This is a genomic window from Streptomyces sp. HUAS ZL42 (genome assembly GCF_040782645.1).
Classification (GTDB): Bacteria; Actinomycetota; Actinomycetes; order Streptomycetales; family Streptomycetaceae; genus Streptomyces.
This window is the reverse complement of the sequence record NZ_CP160403.1, coordinates 8,855,694-8,873,921: the sequence shown is the minus strand read 5'-3', so window position 1 is coordinate 8,873,921 and position 18,228 is coordinate 8,855,694. Positions and strand designations below refer to the sequence as shown.

The 18,228-nt window shown below is 70.4% G+C and carries 17 protein-coding genes; 7 read left to right on the top strand and 10 right to left on the bottom strand.

What is annotated here, in order from left to right; translation table 11 throughout:
- A complete protein-coding gene (gene paaB, locus ABZO29_RS40500) occupies positions 1-297 on the bottom strand; it encodes a 1,2-phenylacetyl-CoA epoxidase subunit PaaB (RefSeq protein WP_367325184.1) in 297 nt (98 codons plus the stop codon).
- Complete coding sequence (paaA, locus tag ABZO29_RS40495; protein ID WP_367325183.1) at positions 294-1,268, bottom strand: 1,2-phenylacetyl-CoA epoxidase subunit PaaA; 975 nt, start codon at positions 1,266-1,268, stop codon at positions 294-296. The genes paaB and paaA overlap by 4 nt, the downstream gene beginning before the upstream one ends.
- Before the next feature lie 150 nt (positions 1,269-1,418).
- On the opposite strand from paaA, the gene ABZO29_RS40490 reads away from it, so the two are divergent.
- Entirely contained in the window at positions 1,419-2,864 is a 1,446-nt protein-coding gene (locus ABZO29_RS40490) for a glyceraldehyde-3-phosphate dehydrogenase (protein WP_367325182.1), read from the top strand.
- 22 nt (positions 2,865-2,886) lie between these two features.
- Here ABZO29_RS40490 and ABZO29_RS40485 read toward each other — a convergent pair whose 3' ends face one another.
- From ABZO29_RS40485 to ABZO29_RS40475, 3 genes are read right to left on the bottom strand one after another with little or no spacing between them, the layout of a single operon-like run.
- Positions 2,887-3,378 (bottom strand): hypothetical protein, encoded by a 492-nt coding sequence (locus ABZO29_RS40485; protein ID WP_367325181.1) that lies wholly within the window; start codon positions 3,376-3,378, stop codon positions 2,887-2,889.
- On the bottom strand, positions 3,375-4,007 hold the full coding sequence (locus ABZO29_RS40480) for a TetR/AcrR family transcriptional regulator (protein WP_367325180.1): 633 nt from the start codon (positions 4,005-4,007) through the stop codon (positions 3,375-3,377). Before ABZO29_RS40480 ends, ABZO29_RS40485 begins: the two co-directional genes overlap by 4 nt.
- A 30-nt stretch (positions 4,008-4,037) precedes the next feature.
- Positions 4,038-6,092, bottom strand: a complete 2,055-nt coding sequence (locus ABZO29_RS40475; protein WP_367325179.1) for a discoidin domain-containing protein — start codon at positions 6,090-6,092, stop codon at positions 4,038-4,040.
- 325 nt (positions 6,093-6,417) lie between these two features.
- On the opposite strand from ABZO29_RS40475, the gene ABZO29_RS40470 reads away from it, so the two are divergent.
- Positions 6,418-8,844 carry a SpoIIE family protein phosphatase gene (locus tag ABZO29_RS40470; RefSeq protein WP_367325178.1) on the top strand — a complete coding sequence of 809 codons (2,427 nt, stop codon included), beginning with the start codon at positions 6,418-6,420 and terminating at the stop codon, positions 8,842-8,844.
- A gap of 34 nt (positions 8,845-8,878) precedes the next feature.
- On the opposite strand, the gene ABZO29_RS40465 is transcribed toward ABZO29_RS40470, so the two are convergent.
- The 3 genes from ABZO29_RS40465 to ABZO29_RS40455 all read right to left on the bottom strand — a co-directional run bounded on the left by ABZO29_RS40465 (position 8,879) and on the right by ABZO29_RS40455 (position 11,731).
- A complete protein-coding gene (locus ABZO29_RS40465) occupies positions 8,879-10,471 on the bottom strand; it encodes a cation acetate symporter (protein WP_367325177.1) in 1,593 nt (530 codons plus the stop codon).
- Entirely contained in the window at positions 10,468-10,755 is a 288-nt protein-coding gene (locus ABZO29_RS40460) for a DUF485 domain-containing protein (RefSeq protein ID WP_367325176.1), read from the bottom strand. Before ABZO29_RS40460 ends, ABZO29_RS40465 begins: the two co-directional genes overlap by 4 nt.
- A gap of 310 nt (positions 10,756-11,065) precedes the next feature.
- A complete protein-coding gene (locus ABZO29_RS40455) occupies positions 11,066-11,731 on the bottom strand; it encodes a TetR/AcrR family transcriptional regulator (protein ID WP_367325175.1) in 666 nt (221 codons plus the stop codon).
- A 186-nt stretch (positions 11,732-11,917) separates the two neighbouring features.
- Between ABZO29_RS40455 and ABZO29_RS40450 the strand changes: the two genes are divergently transcribed.
- Together ABZO29_RS40450 and ABZO29_RS40445 are read left to right on the top strand one after the other, a co-directional pair.
- On the top strand, positions 11,918-12,523 hold the full coding sequence (locus ABZO29_RS40450) for a carboxymuconolactone decarboxylase family protein (protein ID WP_367325174.1): 606 nt from the start codon (positions 11,918-11,920) through the stop codon (positions 12,521-12,523).
- Entirely contained in the window at positions 12,516-13,313 is a 798-nt protein-coding gene (locus ABZO29_RS40445; protein WP_367325173.1) for an SDR family NAD(P)-dependent oxidoreductase, read from the top strand. The genes ABZO29_RS40450 and ABZO29_RS40445 overlap by 8 nt, the downstream gene beginning before the upstream one ends.
- A 71-nt stretch (positions 13,314-13,384) precedes the next feature.
- Here ABZO29_RS40445 and ABZO29_RS40440 read toward each other — a convergent pair whose 3' ends face one another.
- Entirely contained in the window at positions 13,385-14,044 is a 660-nt protein-coding gene (locus tag ABZO29_RS40440; protein ID WP_367325172.1) for a TetR/AcrR family transcriptional regulator, read from the bottom strand.
- A gap of 388 nt (positions 14,045-14,432) precedes the next feature.
- On the opposite strand from ABZO29_RS40440, the gene ABZO29_RS40435 reads away from it, so the two are divergent.
- The 3 genes from ABZO29_RS40435 to ABZO29_RS40425 are packed head-to-tail and all read left to right on the top strand — an operon-like array spanning position 14,433 to position 17,551.
- A complete protein-coding gene (locus ABZO29_RS40435) occupies positions 14,433-15,671 on the top strand; it encodes a choice-of-anchor Q domain-containing protein (protein WP_367325171.1) in 1,239 nt (412 codons plus the stop codon).
- Positions 15,672-15,704: 33 nt separating this feature from the next.
- Positions 15,705-17,366, top strand: a complete 1,662-nt coding sequence (locus ABZO29_RS40430) for a carboxylesterase/lipase family protein (RefSeq protein WP_367325170.1) — start codon at positions 15,705-15,707, stop codon at positions 17,364-17,366.
- Positions 17,363-17,551, top strand: a complete 189-nt coding sequence (locus tag ABZO29_RS40425; protein WP_367325169.1) for a hypothetical protein — start codon at positions 17,363-17,365, stop codon at positions 17,549-17,551. The genes ABZO29_RS40430 and ABZO29_RS40425 overlap by 4 nt, the downstream gene beginning before the upstream one ends.
- Here the strand turns inward: ABZO29_RS40425 and ABZO29_RS40420 are convergent.
- Positions 17,535-18,194, bottom strand: coding sequence for a TetR/AcrR family transcriptional regulator (locus ABZO29_RS40420; RefSeq protein WP_367325168.1), 660 nt, complete (start codon positions 18,192-18,194; stop codon positions 17,535-17,537). The genes ABZO29_RS40425 and ABZO29_RS40420 overlap by 17 nt on opposite strands.
- Positions 18,195-18,228: the final 34 nt, after the last annotated feature.

Sequence of the window (18,228 nt, the reverse complement as noted above, 5' to 3'; positions counted from 1 at the left end):
CTAGATGTGGGGGACGTCGTCGGGGATGTCGTAGAAGGTCGGGTGCCGGTAGACCTTGTCGGCGCTGGGGGCGAAGAACGGGTCCTTCTCGTCGCGCGTGGAAGCGGCGATGTGCTCCGAGCGCACCACCCAGATGCTCACGCCTTCGTTGCGCCGTGTGTACAGGTCGCGCGCGTGGGTGAGCGCCATCCGGTCGTCGGCGGCGTGCAGCGAGCCGACGTGGACGTGGTTCAGGCCGCGCTTGCCCCGCACGAACACCTCGTACAGCGGCCAGTCGCCCTTGCTGGTCCCGGTCATGCCGCCGTCCCCTTCCGGGCTCGCTCGTTCAGCTTGGCCGCGTGGGCGGTGGCCGCCTCCCGCACCCAGGCACCGTCGTCGTGGGCGGAGCGGCGCCGCTCCATCCGCTCGGCGTTGCACGGGCCGTCACCCTTGATGACGCGCATCAACTCCTCCCAGTCCGGGGTGCCGAAGTCGTGGTGACCGCGCTCCTCGTTCCAGCGCAGTTCGGGGTCGGGCAGGGTGACGCCGAGCTTCTCGGCCTGCGGCACCGTCATGTCGACGAACCGCTGGCGCAGCTCGTCGTTGCTGTGCCGCTTGATCTTCCAGGCCATTGACTGCGCGGAGTTGGGCGAGTTGTCGTCCGGCGGGCCGAACATCATCAGCGACGGCCACCACCAGCGGTTCACGGCGTCCTGGACCATCTCCCGCTGGGCGTCGGTGCCACGCATCATCGTCATCAGCAGCTCGTAGCCCTGCCGCTGGTGGAACGACTCCTCCTTGCAGATCCGTACCATCGAGCGCGCGTACGGCCCGTACGAACTGCGGCACAGCGGCACCTGGTTGCAGATGGCCGCGCCGTCCACGAACCAGCCGATCACTCCGACGTCGGCGAAGCTCCGCGTCGGGTAGTTGAAGATCGACGAGTACTTCTGGCGGCCCTCGATCAGCCGCTGTGTGAGGTCGGCACGGTCGGCGCCGAGTGTCTCGGCCGCCGAGTACAGGTAGAGCCCGTGCCCGGCCTCGTCCTGCACCTTGGCGAACAGGATGGCCTTGCGGCGCAGCGACGGGGCCTTGGTGATCCACTCCCCCTCGGGCTGCATCCCGATGATCTCCGAGTGGGCGTGCTGCGCGATCTGCCGGATCAGCGTCCGGCGATAGCCGTCCGGCATCCAGTCACGCGGCTCGATCCGCTGATCCCTGGCGATCGTCGCGTCGAAGTGCTCCTGGAGCTCCTCGTCGACCGCCCCGGCGGAGTGTGTCGTGGTCATCGATACCAGCTTCCCAACCGACCATTCGTTCGGTACCAGTGTGGCGTGTTTTCCCGGACCGGGCAAGACCCTCTCGACCGGCCCCCCTGTGATCGATCAAAATGGGGGGCGTTTAGCATATGAGCGCCACCTAGCTCGAAAGATAGGCCTGTGACTCTCAACGAGGACTCGTTCACCAACTGGAAGAACCGCGAGGAGATCGCGGAGTCGATGATCCCGATGATCGGGAAGCTGCACCGGGAGCGGGACGTCACGGTCCTGCTCCACAGCCGCTCCCTGGTGAACAAGTCGGTGGTCAGCATTCTGAAAACCCACCGGTTCGCCCGGCAGATCGCGGGCGAGGAGCTCTCGGTCACCGAGACACTGCCGTTCCTGCAGGCGCTCACCACGCTGGATCTCGGCCCCTCCCAGATCGACATCGGCATGCTCGCGGCGACGTACAAGGCCGACGACCGCGGTCTCACGGTGGCCGAGTTCACCGCCGAGGCCGTCGCCGGCGCCACGGGCGCCAACAAGATCGAGCGGCGTGAGGGACGCGACGTCGTCCTCTACGGTTTCGGCCGCATCGGCCGCCTGGTCGCCCGCCTGCTGATCGAGAAGTCCGGCTCCGGCAACGGCCTGCGGCTGCGCGCGATCGTCGTGCGCGGCGGCGGCGATCAGGACATCGTGAAGCGTGCGTCGCTGCTGCGCCGTGACTCCATCCACGGCCAGTTCCAGGGCACGATCACCGTCGACGAGGCCAACAGCACGATCATCGCCAACGGCAACGCGATCAAGGTGATCTACGCCGACGACCCGACGTCGGTGGACTACACGGCGTACGGCATCAAGGACGCCATCCTCATCGACAACACCGGCAAGTGGCGTGACCGCGAGGGCCTGTCGAAGCATCTGCGTCCCGGCATCGACAAGGTCGTCCTGACCGCCCCCGGCAAGGGCGACGTGCCCAACATCGTGCACGGCGTCAACCACGACACGATCAAGCCGGACGAGCAGATCCTGTCCTGCGCGTCCTGCACCACCAACGCGATCGTTCCGCCGCTGAAGGCGATGGCGGACGAGTACGGCGTCCTGCGCGGACACGTGGAGACGGTCCACTCGTTCACCAACGACCAGAACCTGCTGGACAACCACCACAAGGCCGACCGCCGCGGCCGCTCGGCGCCGCTGAACATGGTCATCACCGAGACCGGTGCCGCCTCCGCCGTCGCCAAGGCGCTGCCCGACCTCAAGGCGAAGATCACCGGCAGCTCGATCCGCGTCCCGGTGCCGGACGTCTCGATCGCGATCCTCAACCTGCAGCTCGCGCGCGAGACGGACCGCGAGGAGGTCCTCGACCACCTCCGCAACATCTCGCTGACCTCCCCGCTGAAGCGCCAGATCGACTTCACCACGGCGCCCGACGCGGTCTCCAGCGACTTCATCGGCTCGCGGCACGCCTCGATCGTCGACGCCGGAGCCCTGAAGGTCGAGGGCGACAACGCGATCCTCTACCTCTGGTACGACAACGAGTTCGGCTACTCCTGCCAGGTCATCCGCGTCGTTCAGCACGTCTCCGGGGTGGAGTACCCGACCTACCCGTCCCCCGCCGTCTGATCCCGGCGCACCGCCCGGTCCCTCACCCAGCGCGGGCAGCCCCGTCCGGCCACACCACGTCGACGGGGATGCCCGCCGCCCGTGCCTGCAGGACCGTGTCGGCCGTGCCGCCTCCCCTGCCGCTGGGCGCAGTGCCGTCCCATACGGCCACGAGCAGGTCGGCGCGTTCGACGAGGACGGTGTTGGCGGCCTCGTAGGCCTCCCGGTCGGCGGTCTCGACCGGGAGGACGAGGACGTCCTCGGCGGCCGCGACCAGGTGGTCGAACACGGGGGCGTGCTCGGGGCCCACCACGCTCCGTCGATAGTCCCGGGAGGGGACGACGACCGCCAGCCGCCCACCCGCGTCGAGGACGGCCTCGGCGAACAGGCAGTCGGCGCCACGGGCGAGGCAGGACACCCCGACGAGCTCACCGTCGCCGGCGTACCGCTCGAGCAGTTCGTCCAGGGCGGCCCGGACCAGTGCGGAGGTCTCGGCGGTCAGGTCCAGGTGCCCGGTCACCGCGATGGTCGTCATGGCCCGCGGTCCCGTCCGGACGAGACGGGAGCGGCGTCGTCCTGTACCAGGCCGGCGATGTGGGCGGTGACCGTGTCGAGGATGTCGCTCCAGGCCCCCTCGTCACCGAGCACGAGGTAGTTGAGCGTCAGTCCGTCGGTCATGGCGGCCAGGTAGCGGGCCAGTGCGGGGACCGGCACACGGAGCCGGAAGTTCATGGTCCGGCGCAGTTGCTCGACGAGGTCGGCGTACGTCTCGCCGTACAGCTCGTACTGCCGTCGCGCGAGATGCTCGAAACCCGGCTGGCGCAGGGCGTACTGCGTCAGTTCGTAGGTGAGCATGTGCTCGTCGGGGTGGGCGCGGACGTGGTCCCAGTACGCCTGGAAGCCTGCCCGGACCGTCTCCTCGAGCGTGGCCTTCGGCCGTAGGGCCTCCTTCACCACGGTCACGTAGTGCTCGGTGATGGTCGTGATGACGGACTCGATCAACTCCTGCTTGGAGTCGAAGCAGTAGTGGAAGACGCTCAGGGACACGCCCGCCTCGGCGGCGATGGACCGGGTCGTCGTCCTGGCGACGCCGTCCCGGGTCATCGCCCTGATCGCCGCTTCCGTCAGCTGCCGGCGCCGTTCGGCCGACGGCATCCGTGTCATCCGCGTGTCCTTCGTGCTCCGGGCCCCAGGTCAGCTGCCGTGGACTCCCACCTCGTAGAGCGAGTATCCCCAGTCGGTGCCCCGGTCAAGTCCCTGGACGCGGACGTAGCGGGCCGGTGTGCCGGTGAACAGGGCCGTGTCCAGGCCCCCGTCGCCGGAGGTGGTCGACCAGGCCGTCTTCCAGGTCACGCCGTCGGTGGAGAGGTCGATGCGGTACGCCTTCCCGTACGCGCGCTCCCAGTCGAGGGTGACACGCTTGACCAGGTTCGTGGAGCCCAGGTCGATGCGCAGCCACTGGTCGTCGCTCCAGTCGCTGGCCCAGCGGGTGTCGCGGGTGCCGTCGACGGCCCGGCCGGGCGCGTAGCTCGTGAACAGGCTCCACTCCGAGGAACTGGCCGTGGCCGCGGCGCCTTTGGCGAGGTTGACTCCGGCCCGGTGCTGCTCGGCCGCTCCCCAGGTGCCGAGGTAGGACTCGGCGCCGCGGAAGAGGTCGTCCACCACGTCCTGGCCGCCGACGAGCCGGATGTCCTCGACCCAGTCCGGGATCATACCGACGTGGGCTGCACCGTCGGTGTTGAAGTCCCAGGTGCGCTCGCCGGTCGTCTGCTTGTCGATGACGGAACCGCCGTCGACGCTCCTGAAGGGGTACGTCACCTTGTTCGCCGCGTCCGCGCCGCGCGGGGCCGGGTGGTCGCCGATGCCGTTGAAGTCGGTGCCGTAGCCGTAACCCACGCCGTACTTGTCGCGCAGTGCGTCCGTGCGCTTCGCCTCGGCGGCGAACCCCTCCGAGCCGTGCATGTACTGGGCGACGAAACCGCCGAGGGAGTAGACCCGCTCGGTCCAGTTCAGGTCCATCCAGCTGTGTGAGGAGAGCACGCCGGGGTACGAGGCGGCCTCGAAGATGTCGAGCACCCGGCCCGTGGCCTTGACGCTCATGTGGTCGATCTCCAGCATCATCTTGCGCTTCATCATGCCGTGCACGGCGTACTCACCGAGTTCGGTGAGCCCGCGGACATTGCACTGCGCGTTCTCGTCGTACGAGGGAACCTCCACGCCCGCCGGCAGCTCCTCCTCCGCCTCGGACGCGGCGGTGCCGATGGGGTTGTCGTGCTGAGGGCCGGTGCACTTCTCGGTCTGCCAGAAGGTGCCGGTCGACAGGAACTGGCCTACGTTGATGGCCGTTCCGAGGCCACCCTCGTCGAAGCGGACGCCGCACAGCGCGTTGTCGAACTTGTGACACAGGAACATGCTGCGCACACCCAGCGCGTACAGCTCGTCGAGCCCGGCGTCGATGTCGGCCTTGCTGCACTGCGCGATGTCCAGGATCTGCTTGCAGCCGAACGGCTCGGACGTCTCGACACCCAGGACGACGGCCAGCTTGCCCTGCTTGATGACCTCACGGGCCTGTGCGCTGTCGGTGACGATCCGGAACCAGCCCTTGCCGGTGCCGCCGTACATCGTGTCGATGTAGGCCTGGAGGTCGTACGTCAGCTTCGCCTGCAGCCGGATCGACGTCATCTCGTCGCAGCCGCGGTCCTTGAAGAAGTAGACCGAGCAGATCATGCCGTTGGTGACGAGGTCGTTGACCAGCACGCGCTGCCCGCCTCGCCAGGCGCGCTCGACCCAGGCGTAGTAGTTGGCCTGATGCGTCATCGAGTCGTACGCCGGCCAGTCCCTGAACGTCGGCCAGCCGACCGGGTCGTGCTTGCCGTCACCGCCGTGGGTGATGTAGTCGAAGATCGCGAGCGTGCCGTCGGGGTAGTGCTCGGGACAGTCCTTGAGCGCGTCTGCCACGCCGGCCTCGGAGAACGTCTTGCCGCAGATCAGCCGCCCGCCGAAGGCCTCGTTGGACATCAGGTGGTTGTGCGCGTCGACGAACCCGCGCACCTCGCCGGCGGAGTTCGTACCGGTGAACGGCTCACCGGTCACGTTGATCTGCGAGTCCGGGGTGGGGCGGGCGGTCGGGATCCACCACTCGGCTGCGGCGGCCGAACTCGGCGTGGGGCCGAGGACGGTGGCCAGCACGAGAAGGAGCAGCGAGACGACGGTGACGTCCCTGCGTCTGCGGTACAGGCGTCCGGTCATGGTCACTGCCCACGTCCCTCGGTCGGCGGGAAGGCACGGTCGTCCAGGGCACCTCGAATGCCCATGGAGTTGTCATGACCGGCGCAAGATATGCGACGAGGATCGCCAGTGACGCGTTCCGAGTCAATAGTCCGGGACGCTTGACCTGATGCGCTGGTCCCGTGCGGGCAGTCGGGCCGGGCCGTCGGTGACGGAGCGCGCAGCGCCCGCACAGCCGATACTGGGAATGAGCCGCTGCAGCCCCAGGCATGCGGGACGGACAGGAGCGCCCGCCCCCCGGGTCCCACCACGACGGGCCCTCGAAAGGTGCGAGGTTGATGGGGCGATGAACGACACAACCCTGACGACGCTCAGCGAGAGTCCGGAGGACCCGTTCTCGATCCACCAGTCGGCGTCCGCCGTCCTGGACGACCGCGGACGGGTCGTCGCCTGGAGCGAACAGGCCACGAGGCTCCTCGGGCATCGGGCCGACGAGGTGCTGGGCCGGCCGATACGCGAAGTGCTGGTGGACAGCAGGGACGAGGCCCTGGTCGCCGAGGCGATCGCCGCGTGCCTGCGGGACCACGGCTGGTACGGGCTGCTCCCGGTCCGCCACCGCGCGGGCCACCGCGTGTACGTGGGGTTCCGCGCCCGGAGGGTGCAACGGCTGGACTCCACCACCGAGTGGCTGCTCGTCGGCTCGCTCGCCGAGGATGTCGTCCAGTGGGAGGTCGACCGGGCCGTGCTGGACGGCTTCTTCCGCCGGTCCCCCGTCGGTGTCGCGGTCCTCGGCCCGGATCTGCGTCTGCTGCGGGTGAACCGGGCGATCGCCTGGTTCGGCGGGCTGCCGGCCGAGGCCTACCGCGGGCTGCGCACCACCGACTTCCTGCTCGGTCCGGACGCGGACCTGGTCGAGGAACGGCTGCGCCGGGTCCTGGAGACGGGCCAGCCCTTGATCTTCGCCGAGCAGCCCTGCCGACTGCTGCGGGACCCTCGGAAGGAGCTGATCGTCTCCATCTCCGCCTTCCGGATGCAGGACCCCTCGGGCCGGGTGCTCGGCGTCACCGAGATCGTCGAGGACGTCACCGACCGCCACCGGGCCCGTCGGCGCCTGGCGCTGCTCAACGAGGCCGGCGCCAGGATCGGCAGCACCCTGGATGTGGCCAGGACGGCACGTGAGCTGGCCGAGGCGGCGGTTCCCGCGCTGGCCGACGCCCTCTCGGTGGATCTGCTGGAACCCGTGACCCGCGGGGAGGAGCCCGCCCCCGACGCCGTGGGGCCGCTGCGCAGGATGGCGGTCCGCAGCGTCCGGCCCGAGGCCTTGCAGGTGATGTACCCGGTGGACCATCTTTTCTCCTTCCCCGAGGAGACCGGGCCGGGAGAGTGCCTTGCCCAGCGGCGTTCCGTCCTGCAGCCCGTCCTGGAGGTCGGTCCCGGCTGGTTCTCCGCCGACCGGGAACGGCCAGAGAGGATGCTCGCGCCGGGTGTCCACTCGCTGATGGTGGTGCCGCTGGCCGCGCGCGGTGTCGTCCTCGGGCTGGTCTGTTTCTGGCGGTCGCAGCGGCCCGAGCCGTTCGAGGAGGACGACCTCACCCTGGCGGAGGAGTTCGCCGCCCGGGCCGCTGTCTGCATCGACAACGCCCGCCGCTACACACAGCAGCACCAGGCGGCCGTGGCTCTCCAGCGCAGCCTGCTGCCGGGCGAGGTACCCGATCACCCGGCGGTCGCGACCGCGCGGCGCTACCTGCCCGCTCGTGCCTCCACCGGTGTCGGCGGCGACTGGTTCGACGTCATCCCGCTGTCGGGGCTGCGCGTCGCACTCGTCGTCGGCGACGTGGTCGGCCACGGCATGCACGCCTCGGCGACCATGGGACGGCTGCGCGCCGCCGTGCACACCCTGGCCCATCTCGACCTGGCCCCGGACGAGGTCCTCGCCCGGCTCGACGACCTGGTGGACCATCTGGCCACCGAACAGCAGCAGGCCGACGGGCACGCCCCGATCATCGGTGCCACCTGCCTGTACGCGATCTACGATCCGATCTCGCGGCACTGTGCCATGGCCCGCGCGGGCCACCCGCCGCCGGCCGTGCTGGGGCCGGACGGCCGGGTGCGCCCGATCGACGTCCCCGCCGGACCACCACTGGGCGTCGGCGGGCTGCCCTTCGAATCCGCCGACCTCGAACTGGACGAGGGCACACTGCTCGCCCTGTACAGCGATGGGCTGCTCCTGGCCGACGACCGCGACATCGACGAAGGCCTGGCACTGCTGCGCACCGTACTGGCCGGCCCGCCCCGCTCTCTGGAGGAGACGTGCAAGGCGGTCGAGGACGCGATGCTGCCCGACCGGCCCGCCGATGACGTCACCCTGCTGCTGGGCCGCACCCGGGTGCTGGCGGCGGAGAAGGTCGCCACATGGGAGCTGCCGACCGAGCCCACGGCCGCCGGCCGGGCCCGGGCGCTGGTGACGGACCGGCTGACCGAGTGGGGGCTCGAGGAAGTCGCCTTCACCACCGAACTGATCGTGAGCGAACTGGTGACCAACGCATACCGGTACGCCGGCGGCCCGGTGCTCCTGCGACTGATCCGGGACAGCCATCTCATCTGCGAGGTCTCCGACGCCAGCAGCACCTCCCCCCACCTGCGCCAGGCCCGCACCACCGACGAGGGCGGCCGTGGCCTGTTCCTGGTGGCACAGCTGTCCGCACGGTGGGGCACCCGCTACGACCGCGACGGAAAGACCATCTGGGCCGAACAGCCGCTGTCCACCTCCTGACCTCCCGGACGACGTCTGCGTGCCGCACCGCGGTTCACGAGGCGTCCCCGCCCACGAGCACGCGGCGTTCGAAGGAGGACCGGGCGGCCGGGTGGGGGCGCTGCCTGCTCAGCACGGAGCCGAGCCATCCGAGGACGAAAGCCAGCGGGATGGAGACGATGCTCGGATACTTCAGCGGGAACACGGCGAAGTCCGCGTCGGGAAACAAGGCCGTCGGGGTTCCGGACACTGCGGGAGAGAACGCGGCCAGGAACACCGAGCAGATCAAGCCCCCGTAGATGCTCCACACGGCTCCGGTGGTGGTGAAGCCCCGCCAGTAGAGGCCGTACAGCAGCGCGGGGAGGACGGCCGAGGCGGCGACCGAGAAGGCCAGTCCGGCGGCGAAGGACACGTTGATGCGCGAGGCCCACAGGGCGAGGGCCGTCGCCGCGGAGCCGATCAGCACCACCGAAACGCGGGCGACGAGCACCTCCTGGGACTCGGTGGCGCGGCCCTTCCTGATCACCACGCCATAGATGTCGTGCGCCATCGAGGTCGCCGCGGCGAGGGCGACGCCCGCCACGACGGCCAGGATGGTCGCGAACGCCACACAGGCCATCACGGTGAGCAGCACCGACCCGCCGAGGGAGTCGCTCAGCAGCAGTGTGGCCGTGTTGCCCGAGGAGTTCCCGCCCATGACCTCTTGCGGGCCGACCACGGCCGCTGCGCCGAACCCCAGTACTCCGGCCGTCACACAGAAGACGCACGTCAGCACGGCCGTCCACTGGACGGATCTCCGTGCCGCTCGCGCGGTGGGCACGGCGCCCATGCGCAGCAGGAGGTGCGGAAGGCCTGCGGCTCCGAGTACCGCTCCCAGTTGCAGGCTCAGCGCGTCCAGCGTGTCGGCGGCGCCGCCCTGGGACCGTGCTCCGGGCGCCAGGAAGTGCTCGCCGACACCGCTGCGGGCGGCCGCGGCCCCGAGCAGGCCACTGGGGTTCCAGCCGAACCTCGCCAGCACGAGCAGGGCCAGGAACGCACTGGCGACCAGCAGGAACGCGGCTTTGAAGCACTGCACCAGCGTCGCGCCGTGCATTCCGCTGATGGCCACGTAGATGATCATCAGGACGCCGAGGAACAGCATCAGGAAGTTCTGGGCGACGACTCCCGAGATGCCGAGCAACGGGGCGGCGAGGGAACCGGCCCCCACCAGCTGGGCCGTCAGATAGAACAGGGAGATCACCAACGTGGCGAGCCCCAGGGCCATGTGGACGGGGCGCGGGCGCAGACGGTGCGCGAGCACGTCGCCGACCGTATAACGGCCGGTGTTGTGAAACGGCTCGGCGATCAGCAGCAGGATCACCGCCCAGGCCACGATGGGGCCCAGCAGATAGGGGATGCCGTCGAACCCGGCCAGGGCGATCAGGCCGGGGGTGCCCAGCAGTGTCGCGGCGGAGATGAAGTCGCCGAACAGGGCGATGCCGTTGCGGGAGGAGGACAGCCGGCGACCGCTGACGAAGAAGCGGCGGGGCGTGTCCGTCTCCGAGGCGTCCAGGAGGGAGATGAGCACGACACCGACGACGAAGACGGCGAAGACGGTGATGACGAATCCGGTGCGGTTTCCCTGAGCGAGCACTGAGGCGGTGTTCAACGCTCCTCCCCTCGCAACCCGAGCTCCGCGCGGACCCTCGCGACCAGCGGATCCAGGGTGGTGCGCGCATAGCGCGCGTACCACCGGCAGACCGCCAGGGTGGTGCCGCACTGCAGCAGCGCCAGCCCCAGCCCGAGATTCACATGACCGACGAGTCTGATGGCCATCACGTCCCGCGCCGTGCTCGCCAGGAGGGCGTTGAGCAGGTAGAGGCCGAGCACGGCGGTGGCGACGGGGAAGATCCTGGAACGACGCGCGGCGCGCAGCTCCGCGAGGGCGTGCATCACCTCGGGCGTGGCACCTCGTTCCCCGGGAACTACGCCGACGTGAGCCGGCATTCTCCTGCGCGGCTCATGCACCCCGGGGGGCGGCTCTTGGAACCCGAAGGGCGGCTCGTGGGACCCGTACACGACATCAGCTCCTCACCTCAAGCGATGGCGTCAGGCCGCGTCAGCGCCGAAGTCACCCACCGCATTAACCGAACACCGTTCGGTTCGGGGAGCTTAGGGTGGACCACGGCGCGGGACAAGACGTCGGCGGCAAGTCGGTGCACCGGAAGGCACCGGGCCGAAGCAGGCGCGCGGGATGCGTGCATCACACGTTCGAACGAGGAATCCGCCCCCGGTCCTCGGTGGACACGACGCGCTCATGCAGGCGGCCGAGGCCGTCGAGGAACATTTCCAGGGCCAGTTCGAAGCTGTCCCGGTCAATGGTGTCGGCGTGGTCGCGCAGGCGGTGGGCATCCGCCAGGTACGCATACCGTTCGACGTAGACCTGCACGTCGTCCTCGAACCCACGGGCGAAGGAGGCCATCGCCGATCCGATGACCAGGTACTTGGCCGAGGCTCCGATCATCGTGGCGTAGCGCGGGGACCACCCGGCCCCGACCAGGCCGCCGTGCACGGCGTCGGCACGTCGCAGCGAGGCCTCGCGGCGGGCCGGACCGTAGGCGAGGAACGGCACGATGTGGGGGTGGGCGGCGAGGGCCGCGCGGTAGGACCGGGCCCAGGACGCCACCCCGTGCCGCCAGTCGCCGGCCTCGAAGCCGGAGACGTCCACGCCCTCCATGATGGTGTTGGCGACTTCGTGGAGGACGTCGTCCTTGGTCTTGACGTGCTCGTAGAGCGAGGAGACCTGAACGCCGAGTTCCCGCGCGAGTTTGCGCATCGACAACTCGTCGAGCCCGTCACGGTCCACGATGGTCAGCGCCGCGGCGCAGATGCGCGTCCTGCTGAGGATCGGTTTGGTCGGTCTGGCCATTTCTCCACCCCCGCGTCGCTCCGCGCTCCGCCCTTCGCAGCGCCGTGACTCCGGCTCTCACGGTACCCATAGTCCGAGAAACCGAACACCGTTCGGAGCGAACAATGCCGGTTTCCATCGGGTGATTCACTTGCTAAGCGTTCAGCCAGCCTCCTAGGGTGTGCCCCCTCGGACGTTGGAGGTCGCATGTCACAGCGCCACGAACCAGCCCGGCAGGCCCGTCAGCGGCTGTCGCCGCTCCCCGAACAGCAGTGGGACACAAGGGCCCGAAAGCTGCTGGCCACCGCCGCCCGCGACCCTGGGGGCCGTATCCCGAACATCTTCACCACGCTCGTGCGCCATCCCGACCTCTACGAGCAGTTCATGCCGTTCGGAAGCCAGTTGCTCCGCGGGGGCCGACTGCCGGACAGGCTCCGCGAGCTGCTCATCCTGCGCACCGCCTGCAATACCGGCGCCGGGTACGAGTGGGGACGCCACCTCCCCCTCGCCAGAGCCGCGGGTGTCACGGATGCGGACCTCGACCGCATCACCGAGGGACCGGAAGCGCCCGGCTGGACGGACCTCGAGAGGCACCTGACCCGGGCCGCGGACGAGCTGAACAGCGATGCACTGGTGTCCGACGCCACCTGGGAAGCTCTGGCCCGGCACTTCGACGACGCCGAGCTGATCGAGATCGTCATGCTGGTGGGGCAGTACCACATGGTGGCCTTCTTCCTGAACGCCACCGGTGTGGAACTGGACCCCGGTTTCGCCGGCACGGGCTTTCCGGAAGGGGCCCGGGACCATGGGTGACCTCGAGCGGGCGGCCCGTCGCCTGGCCGGCCGCAAAGTACTGGTGGTCGGCGCGGGCACCCGCCCCGACGACGACCCGCTGGCACCCGTCGGCAACGGCCGGGCGATCGCCGTCCTCGCCGCCCGGGAGGGCGCCGACGTGGCCTGCGCCGACGTGGCCGCCCCGGCCGCCGCCGCGACCGCCGAACTGGTCGGCCTCGAGGGGACGTCGAGCCTCACCGTGGTGGGTGACGCCACGCAGGCGGAGCAATCGGCCGCCATGGTCGCCGAAGCGGTCCGCGAACTGGGTGGACTGGATGGGCTCGTGGTCAACGTGGGGGTGGGTCTCGGCACCGGGCTGGAGGGCTCGTCACCCGAGGACTGGGACCAGGTGCTCGCCCTGAATCTGCGCGCACCCTTTCTGGCCGCCAAGCACGGCCTTCCGGCGATGGCCGACGGAGGCGCCGTCGTCTTCATCGGGTCCGTCGCAGGACTGCGCGCCGCCACGAACTCGCCGGCCTACGACAGTTCCAAGGCCGGCCTGTTCGGGCTCACCCGCCATGTCGCCAAGGAGGGAGGGGCTCGCCGGATCCGCGCCAACCTGGTCGTCCCCGGCTTGATCGACACACCCATGGGACGGCAGGCATCGGCCGGGCGAGCGTCCCGGACAGCGTCGTTCGAGCGCATTCCCCTGGGCCGCCAGGGCACCGCCTGGGAGGTCGCGGAGGCCGTCACGTTTCTGCTCTCGGACCGCGCCGCTTACATCACGGGCCAGAGTCTGGTGGTGGACGGCGGGCTCAGCGCCGTATGACGCGCGGCACCCCGGTGCCCGGTCGGCCGCGGCCGGAAGCGGGAGCGGCGGGTCCCCGGGCGACCCGGAGCTCAGTCGTCACCCCGCGTCGACGTGAGTCCGAGCACCAGCGTCTCGTGGGCAGCCCGTGCGATGTCCGCCAGGCGGGTTCGTGCGGAGTCCAGTTGATACTGCAGGAGCACACCGCGAGCGATGCTCTCCACCAGAAACGCCTGAGCGACCGCATCCAGGTCCGGGCGGATGCTTCCATCCGCGATCCCCCGCCGGATGTCCTCCTCGACGCCGGTCCGCACGAGGCTGAGATGCTCGGCCATCAAGCCCTTCACCCCGTCGGCGCCGCCGACCGCCTCGACGAGCAGCACCAGCAACGCACGCGCCCGCACCCCCGGCTCGGGCTCCGCCAGACGGGTGAAGAACTGGTCGAGTTTGGCCAGTACGGCTTCGCGCCCGCTCATCCGCGCGTATCCGGGCAGCGCCCGGACCACGTCGATGAACGTCTCGCGGATGTCGGCGACCACGGCTTCGACAAGCCCGGCCTTCGAGGTGAAGTGGTAGTTGACCATGCCTCGGCTGACTCCGGCACGGTCGCCGACCTTCTTCACCGTCAGCCCGCGGTAGCCCTCCTCCGCGAGGATCTCCACCGCCGAGTTCAAGAGCCTGAGCCGGGAGGCCTCTCGCTGTTCATCACGCTTGGTCGAGGGGCGTCGGGCTGCCACGGTCGGTTCGCTCATCGGACCAGAAGTATGCCATCGACGGTGCGGCTCCCCGCCCCTGTGGCAGCCACCGCCCCGGCGTGACCTGCCGACACCTGCGCAGGCCGCGAGCGCCTCGGCCTGTCGTCGCGGCCAACACCCATGGCGCTCGAGCGCCTTCTTCTCCCTGGGGTCACGACGTCCCCATTCGGCCATTCCGCCGTCCGCCGGTGGACGCAGGACAGTCTGAATGGAACGCTCGCTACAGACCGCGGGCGGTACCCAGAAGGCGCCCCCGTTCGCGCCGCGCCCCCCGTTCGCGCCGGCGCCGTTCCCCGTACGAGCCGCGCATCGCTCACCAGCACGAAGTCCTCGCAGCAGCCGAGTCCTGGTACGCCCCGATTCCTCACCGAGAGGGGTTCACCGCATGAAGTCCTTGGCCGTCACGGCCGCAACTGCCGCCGTCCTCCTTGCCACTGCGGCACATCCCGTCGCCCGTGCCGCCGCTCCCCCGCCCGCCGACCCGGCGGAGTTCACCGTGGACACCACGTCCGACGCGGTCGACGCCGACGGGTCGGACGGCCGGTGCCTCACCGCCACAGGCACGTGCAGCCTGCGTGCCGCGGTGATGGCCGCCAACGCCCGGCCGGGCAGTACGATCACGCTGCCACCCGGCCACTACCGGCTGACCGTCCCGCCCGACCCGCGGCTGATCATCGGCGACCACCCCGACCCCACCACTGGCGATCTGAACGTCGCCGCAACCACCACGATCGAGGGCGCCGACGCACGGACCACCGTCATCGACGCCAACCACCTGGACCGGGCCTTCCGCATGCAGGCGGACAGCCGGCTGTCCGATCTGACGATCACCGGAGGAGTGACCAGGCAACGCGAACTGCCCATCACCGGCACCGGGGGTGGCGCGATCGCCAACGGACATCACATGACGCTGCGACGGGTCACCGTGACCGGGAACTCCGCCGGTTACGGCGGCGGCATCTTCAACGTCCCGGACTCCCACCTCGATCTGATCGAGAGCACCGTCAGCGGGAACGTCGCGGGAGAGGCCGGAGGCATCAGGTTCGACGACACCGGCACCGTGACCAACTCGACGATCGCGGACAACCGGGTGACGAATCCCGGCGACCGCCCCGGCAGCCTCGCCGGTTACGGCGGCGGCATCGACATCCGCGGGAGAGGGCCCGTGGAGATCGTCAACTCGACCATCACCGGGAACCGTTCCAGCGACGGCGGGGGCGGGATCAACATCGCCCCCGCCTACCTCGACAGCCTGCCCCCGCCGATCCCCGACATCATCGATCTGCCCCTGGGGCGTGTGACGCTGCGCAACTCGGTCATCGCGGGCAACACCGTCGACGGCGCGCCCGCCGACTGCAAAAAAGCCTTCGCCACCATCGCGTCGCAGGGCAACAACATCGACGCCGACGGCAGTTGCCGACTCAGCGCGGCCGGCGACCTGCCCAGCCGCGCCCCGCTGATGGGACCGCTCGCGAACAACGGCGGCCCGACCGACACCGTCGCGCTGCTGCCCGGCAGCCCCGCCCTGGACGCGGCCGACGACTGCCCGGCCACCGACCAGCGCGGCGTCGCACGCCCCCAGGGCGCCGCCTGCGACATCGGCGCCTACGAGCACACGCAATGACCCCCACCTCCATACCGGCACCTGGAGCGATGGATGAGAGACCCGCGCCTGCGCCACACTCCTGCCCGCGCCCTGGCCGCCTTCGCGGCCCTGCTCCTGACACTGACCGTTCCCCCGCTCACCGCCCGCGCCCATTCCGGCTCCGGCTCCCTGCTCGTACGCACGGACCGGGGCTGGGTGCGCGGCGCGGCCGTCCGCGACGGCGGTCGGGTCTTCCAGGGGATCCCGTTCGCCGCCCCTCCGAAGGGTGAGCTGCGCTGGCGTCCGCCGCGACCCGCCGCGCGGTGGTCCGGCACACGGGACGCCACCGCACCGGCCCATCCCTGCCCCCAGTTACCGCTGACGCTGCTCCCCGACGGCGGCCCCGTCCTGCCCGGCGAGTCCAACCGCACCGGCAGCACGGTGGAGGACTGCCTGTACCTCAATGTCCGGACGCCCGCCCGCAGCAGCGGCCGGCCTCTCCCGGTGCTGGTGTGGCTGCACGGCGGCGCCAACGCATACGGCGCGGGCAGCGACTACGACGGCACCGCGCTGGCCGCGCGGGGTGTGGTCGTGGTCACCGTCAACTACCGCCTCGGAGCACTGGGGTTTCTGGCCCACCCCGCCCTGTCGGCCGAAAGCGCGGACCACGCCTCCGGCGACTACGGGCTGATGGACCAGCAGGCCGCGTTGCGCTGGGTACGGCGCAACATCGACGCCTTCGGCGGCGACCGGAACCGGGTGACACTCGGCGGCCAGTCCGCCGGATCGGCGGACACCTGCCTCCATATCGCCTCGCCGACCGCGAAAGGACTGTTCCACCGCGCGATCCAGCAGAGCGGAGCCTGCGCCGCGGACGGCGGTCTGACACCCCTCACGCTCGACGCGGCCGAGCGCAAGGGCAGCGACTTCGCGACCTCGGTCGGCTGCACCGACCCGACGACCGCGGCGGGCTGCCTGCGTGCCGTGCCCACCACGCAGCTCATCCGCGCCACCGGGACAGGGGCCGCCTCCCTGTGGGCCCCGAACACCGGTCCCCGTCTCCTCCCCCGCCCTCCGCGCACGGCGTGGGCCGAGGGACGAGTGAACGCGGTCCCGACGCTGAGCGGCAACACCCATGACGAATACCGGTACTTCACCGCGCTGTACGTGGATCTGCTCGGCGGCGGCCCGCTGACCCCCGTCTCGTACACCGCCCTCATCAGGCTCCAGCACGGCAATCGCGCGGCCGCGGTCCTGGACACGTACCCTGCCTCGGCGTATCCGTCCCCCAACCTGGCCTACTCCGCCGTCGGCACCGACCAGCGGTTCGCCTGCCCGGCACGGGCCGACAGCCGGCTGTACGGCAACCGGGCGCCCGTCCACGCCTACGAGTTCCACGACGCCCAGGCACCGCCGTTCATCCCGGCACCTCACACGCCGCAAGGCGCCTTCCACGCCTCCGAACTGGCCTATCTCTTCCCCACGGACGCGGTGGCGCCCCTGACACCCGCCCAGCGGCGGCTGTCCGCCACGATGACCGCCTACTGGGCCCGCTTCGCGGCCACCGGCGACCCCAACGCGCCCGGGACTCCGCCCTGGCCGCGCTACACGACCGAGGGGGACCGCATCCAGGTGCTGGCACCGGACCGGGTCGGACCGACCACCGCTTTCGCGGCCGACCACCACTGCCCGTTCTGGCAGCCCGCTCCCGTTCCCCGAGGAGCCGTGCCATGACATCGGCACTCGCCCCGCCCGGGACCACCGGCAGCGGCAACACGACTGGGGCCACCGCTCCCGAGGTGTCCATCGACGGCGTACGGGCTCCGTCGCGGATCCCCGACGGGCCGGCGTCGAACGGCCCACGATCCACCCGAACGGTCCCGGACAGCAGGTACCGGGTCGTCATTCCCTGGTCGTGACGCCGCACGAGGGGGCGTCCTCGCCAGGGCCGCCCCGCACCGGAACGCCGTGGTGGGTCGCCAGCGCCAACAACGCCACGCGCAGCGGTCCGGTCTCCAGGACGGTGTCCGGCTCGAGCCAACGGGCCACGGCGGTTCCGCTCGCGATCCTCAGCGTGAAGCGCGCCAACTCGTCAGCCACCTCGGGGCGATCAGGCAGTACGAAGACGGACCTCACCGAATCCCGGGCCCAGGCCACCAGCGCGTCGCGGTAGTGACGCAGCTCGGCCACGGCCGCCGCACTGGCATCCTGCTGCACCATGCCCAGCCCCAACAGCAGCCTCACACCTCGCGGGTGGCGCTGGAACCCCTCCTCGACCGCGGCGAGAAAGGTGTCCAGACGCTGCTCGACGTCGGCGCCCGGCACCTCGGCCGGAGGCAGGGCTGCCAGCAGCACGGTCCTGGCGCGCTCCAGCACCGCGACGTAGATCCCGTCCTTGCTGCGGAAGTGCCAGTAGATCGAACTGACCGGCAGACCGCATGCGGCGGAGATCATCGAGATGGACGTGGCGGCGTAGCCGTGGCGCGCCATCAGGTCGCCGGCGGTGTCCAGTATCGCGTCACGGGACCGCGCGCCGCGATCCTGGGCCGGTGCCTCCGTCATGGGGCCGACTCTAGAGGAACCAACAGGCCGACGA

What these genes read in the sequence shown, in the direction of transcription:
- paaB (WP_367325184.1), bottom strand. Translation starts at nt 297, where the DNA reads ATGACCGGGACCAGCAAGGGCGACTGGCCGCTGTACGAGGTGTTCGTG.
- paaA (WP_367325183.1), bottom strand. Translation starts at nt 1,268, where the DNA reads ATGACCACGACACACTCCGCCGGGGCGGTCGACGAGGAGCTCCAGGAG.
- ABZO29_RS40485 (WP_367325181.1), bottom strand. Translation starts at nt 3,378, where the DNA reads ATGACGACCATCGCGGTGACCGGGCACCTGGACCTGACCGCCGAGACC.
- ABZO29_RS40480 (WP_367325180.1), bottom strand. Translation starts at nt 4,007, where the DNA reads ATGACACGGATGCCGTCGGCCGAACGGCGCCGGCAGCTGACGGAAGCG.
- ABZO29_RS40475 (WP_367325179.1), bottom strand. Translation starts at nt 6,092, where the DNA reads ATGACCGGACGCCTGTACCGCAGACGCAGGGACGTCACCGTCGTCTCG.
- ABZO29_RS40470 (WP_367325178.1), top strand. Translation starts at nt 6,418, where the DNA reads ATGAACGACACAACCCTGACGACGCTCAGCGAGAGTCCGGAGGACCCG.
- ABZO29_RS40460 (WP_367325176.1), bottom strand. Translation starts at nt 10,755, where the DNA reads ATGCACGCCCTCGCGGAGCTGCGCGCCGCGCGTCGTTCCAGGATCTTC.
- ABZO29_RS40455 (WP_367325175.1), bottom strand. Translation starts at nt 11,731, where the DNA reads ATGGCCAGACCGACCAAACCGATCCTCAGCAGGACGCGCATCTGCGCC.
- ABZO29_RS40450 (WP_367325174.1), top strand. Translation starts at nt 11,918, where the DNA reads ATGTCACAGCGCCACGAACCAGCCCGGCAGGCCCGTCAGCGGCTGTCG.
- ABZO29_RS40445 (WP_367325173.1), top strand. Translation starts at nt 12,516, where the DNA reads ATGGGTGACCTCGAGCGGGCGGCCCGTCGCCTGGCCGGCCGCAAAGTA.
- ABZO29_RS40440 (WP_367325172.1), bottom strand. Translation starts at nt 14,044, where the DNA reads ATGAGCGAACCGACCGTGGCAGCCCGACGCCCCTCGACCAAGCGTGAT.
- ABZO29_RS40435 (WP_367325171.1), top strand. Translation starts at nt 14,433, where the DNA reads ATGAAGTCCTTGGCCGTCACGGCCGCAACTGCCGCCGTCCTCCTTGCC.
- ABZO29_RS40430 (WP_367325170.1), top strand. Translation starts at nt 15,705, where the DNA reads ATGAGAGACCCGCGCCTGCGCCACACTCCTGCCCGCGCCCTGGCCGCC.
- ABZO29_RS40425 (WP_367325169.1), top strand. Translation starts at nt 17,363, where the DNA reads ATGACATCGGCACTCGCCCCGCCCGGGACCACCGGCAGCGGCAACACG.
- ABZO29_RS40420 (WP_367325168.1), bottom strand. Translation starts at nt 18,194, where the DNA reads ATGACGGAGGCACCGGCCCAGGATCGCGGCGCGCGGTCCCGTGACGCG.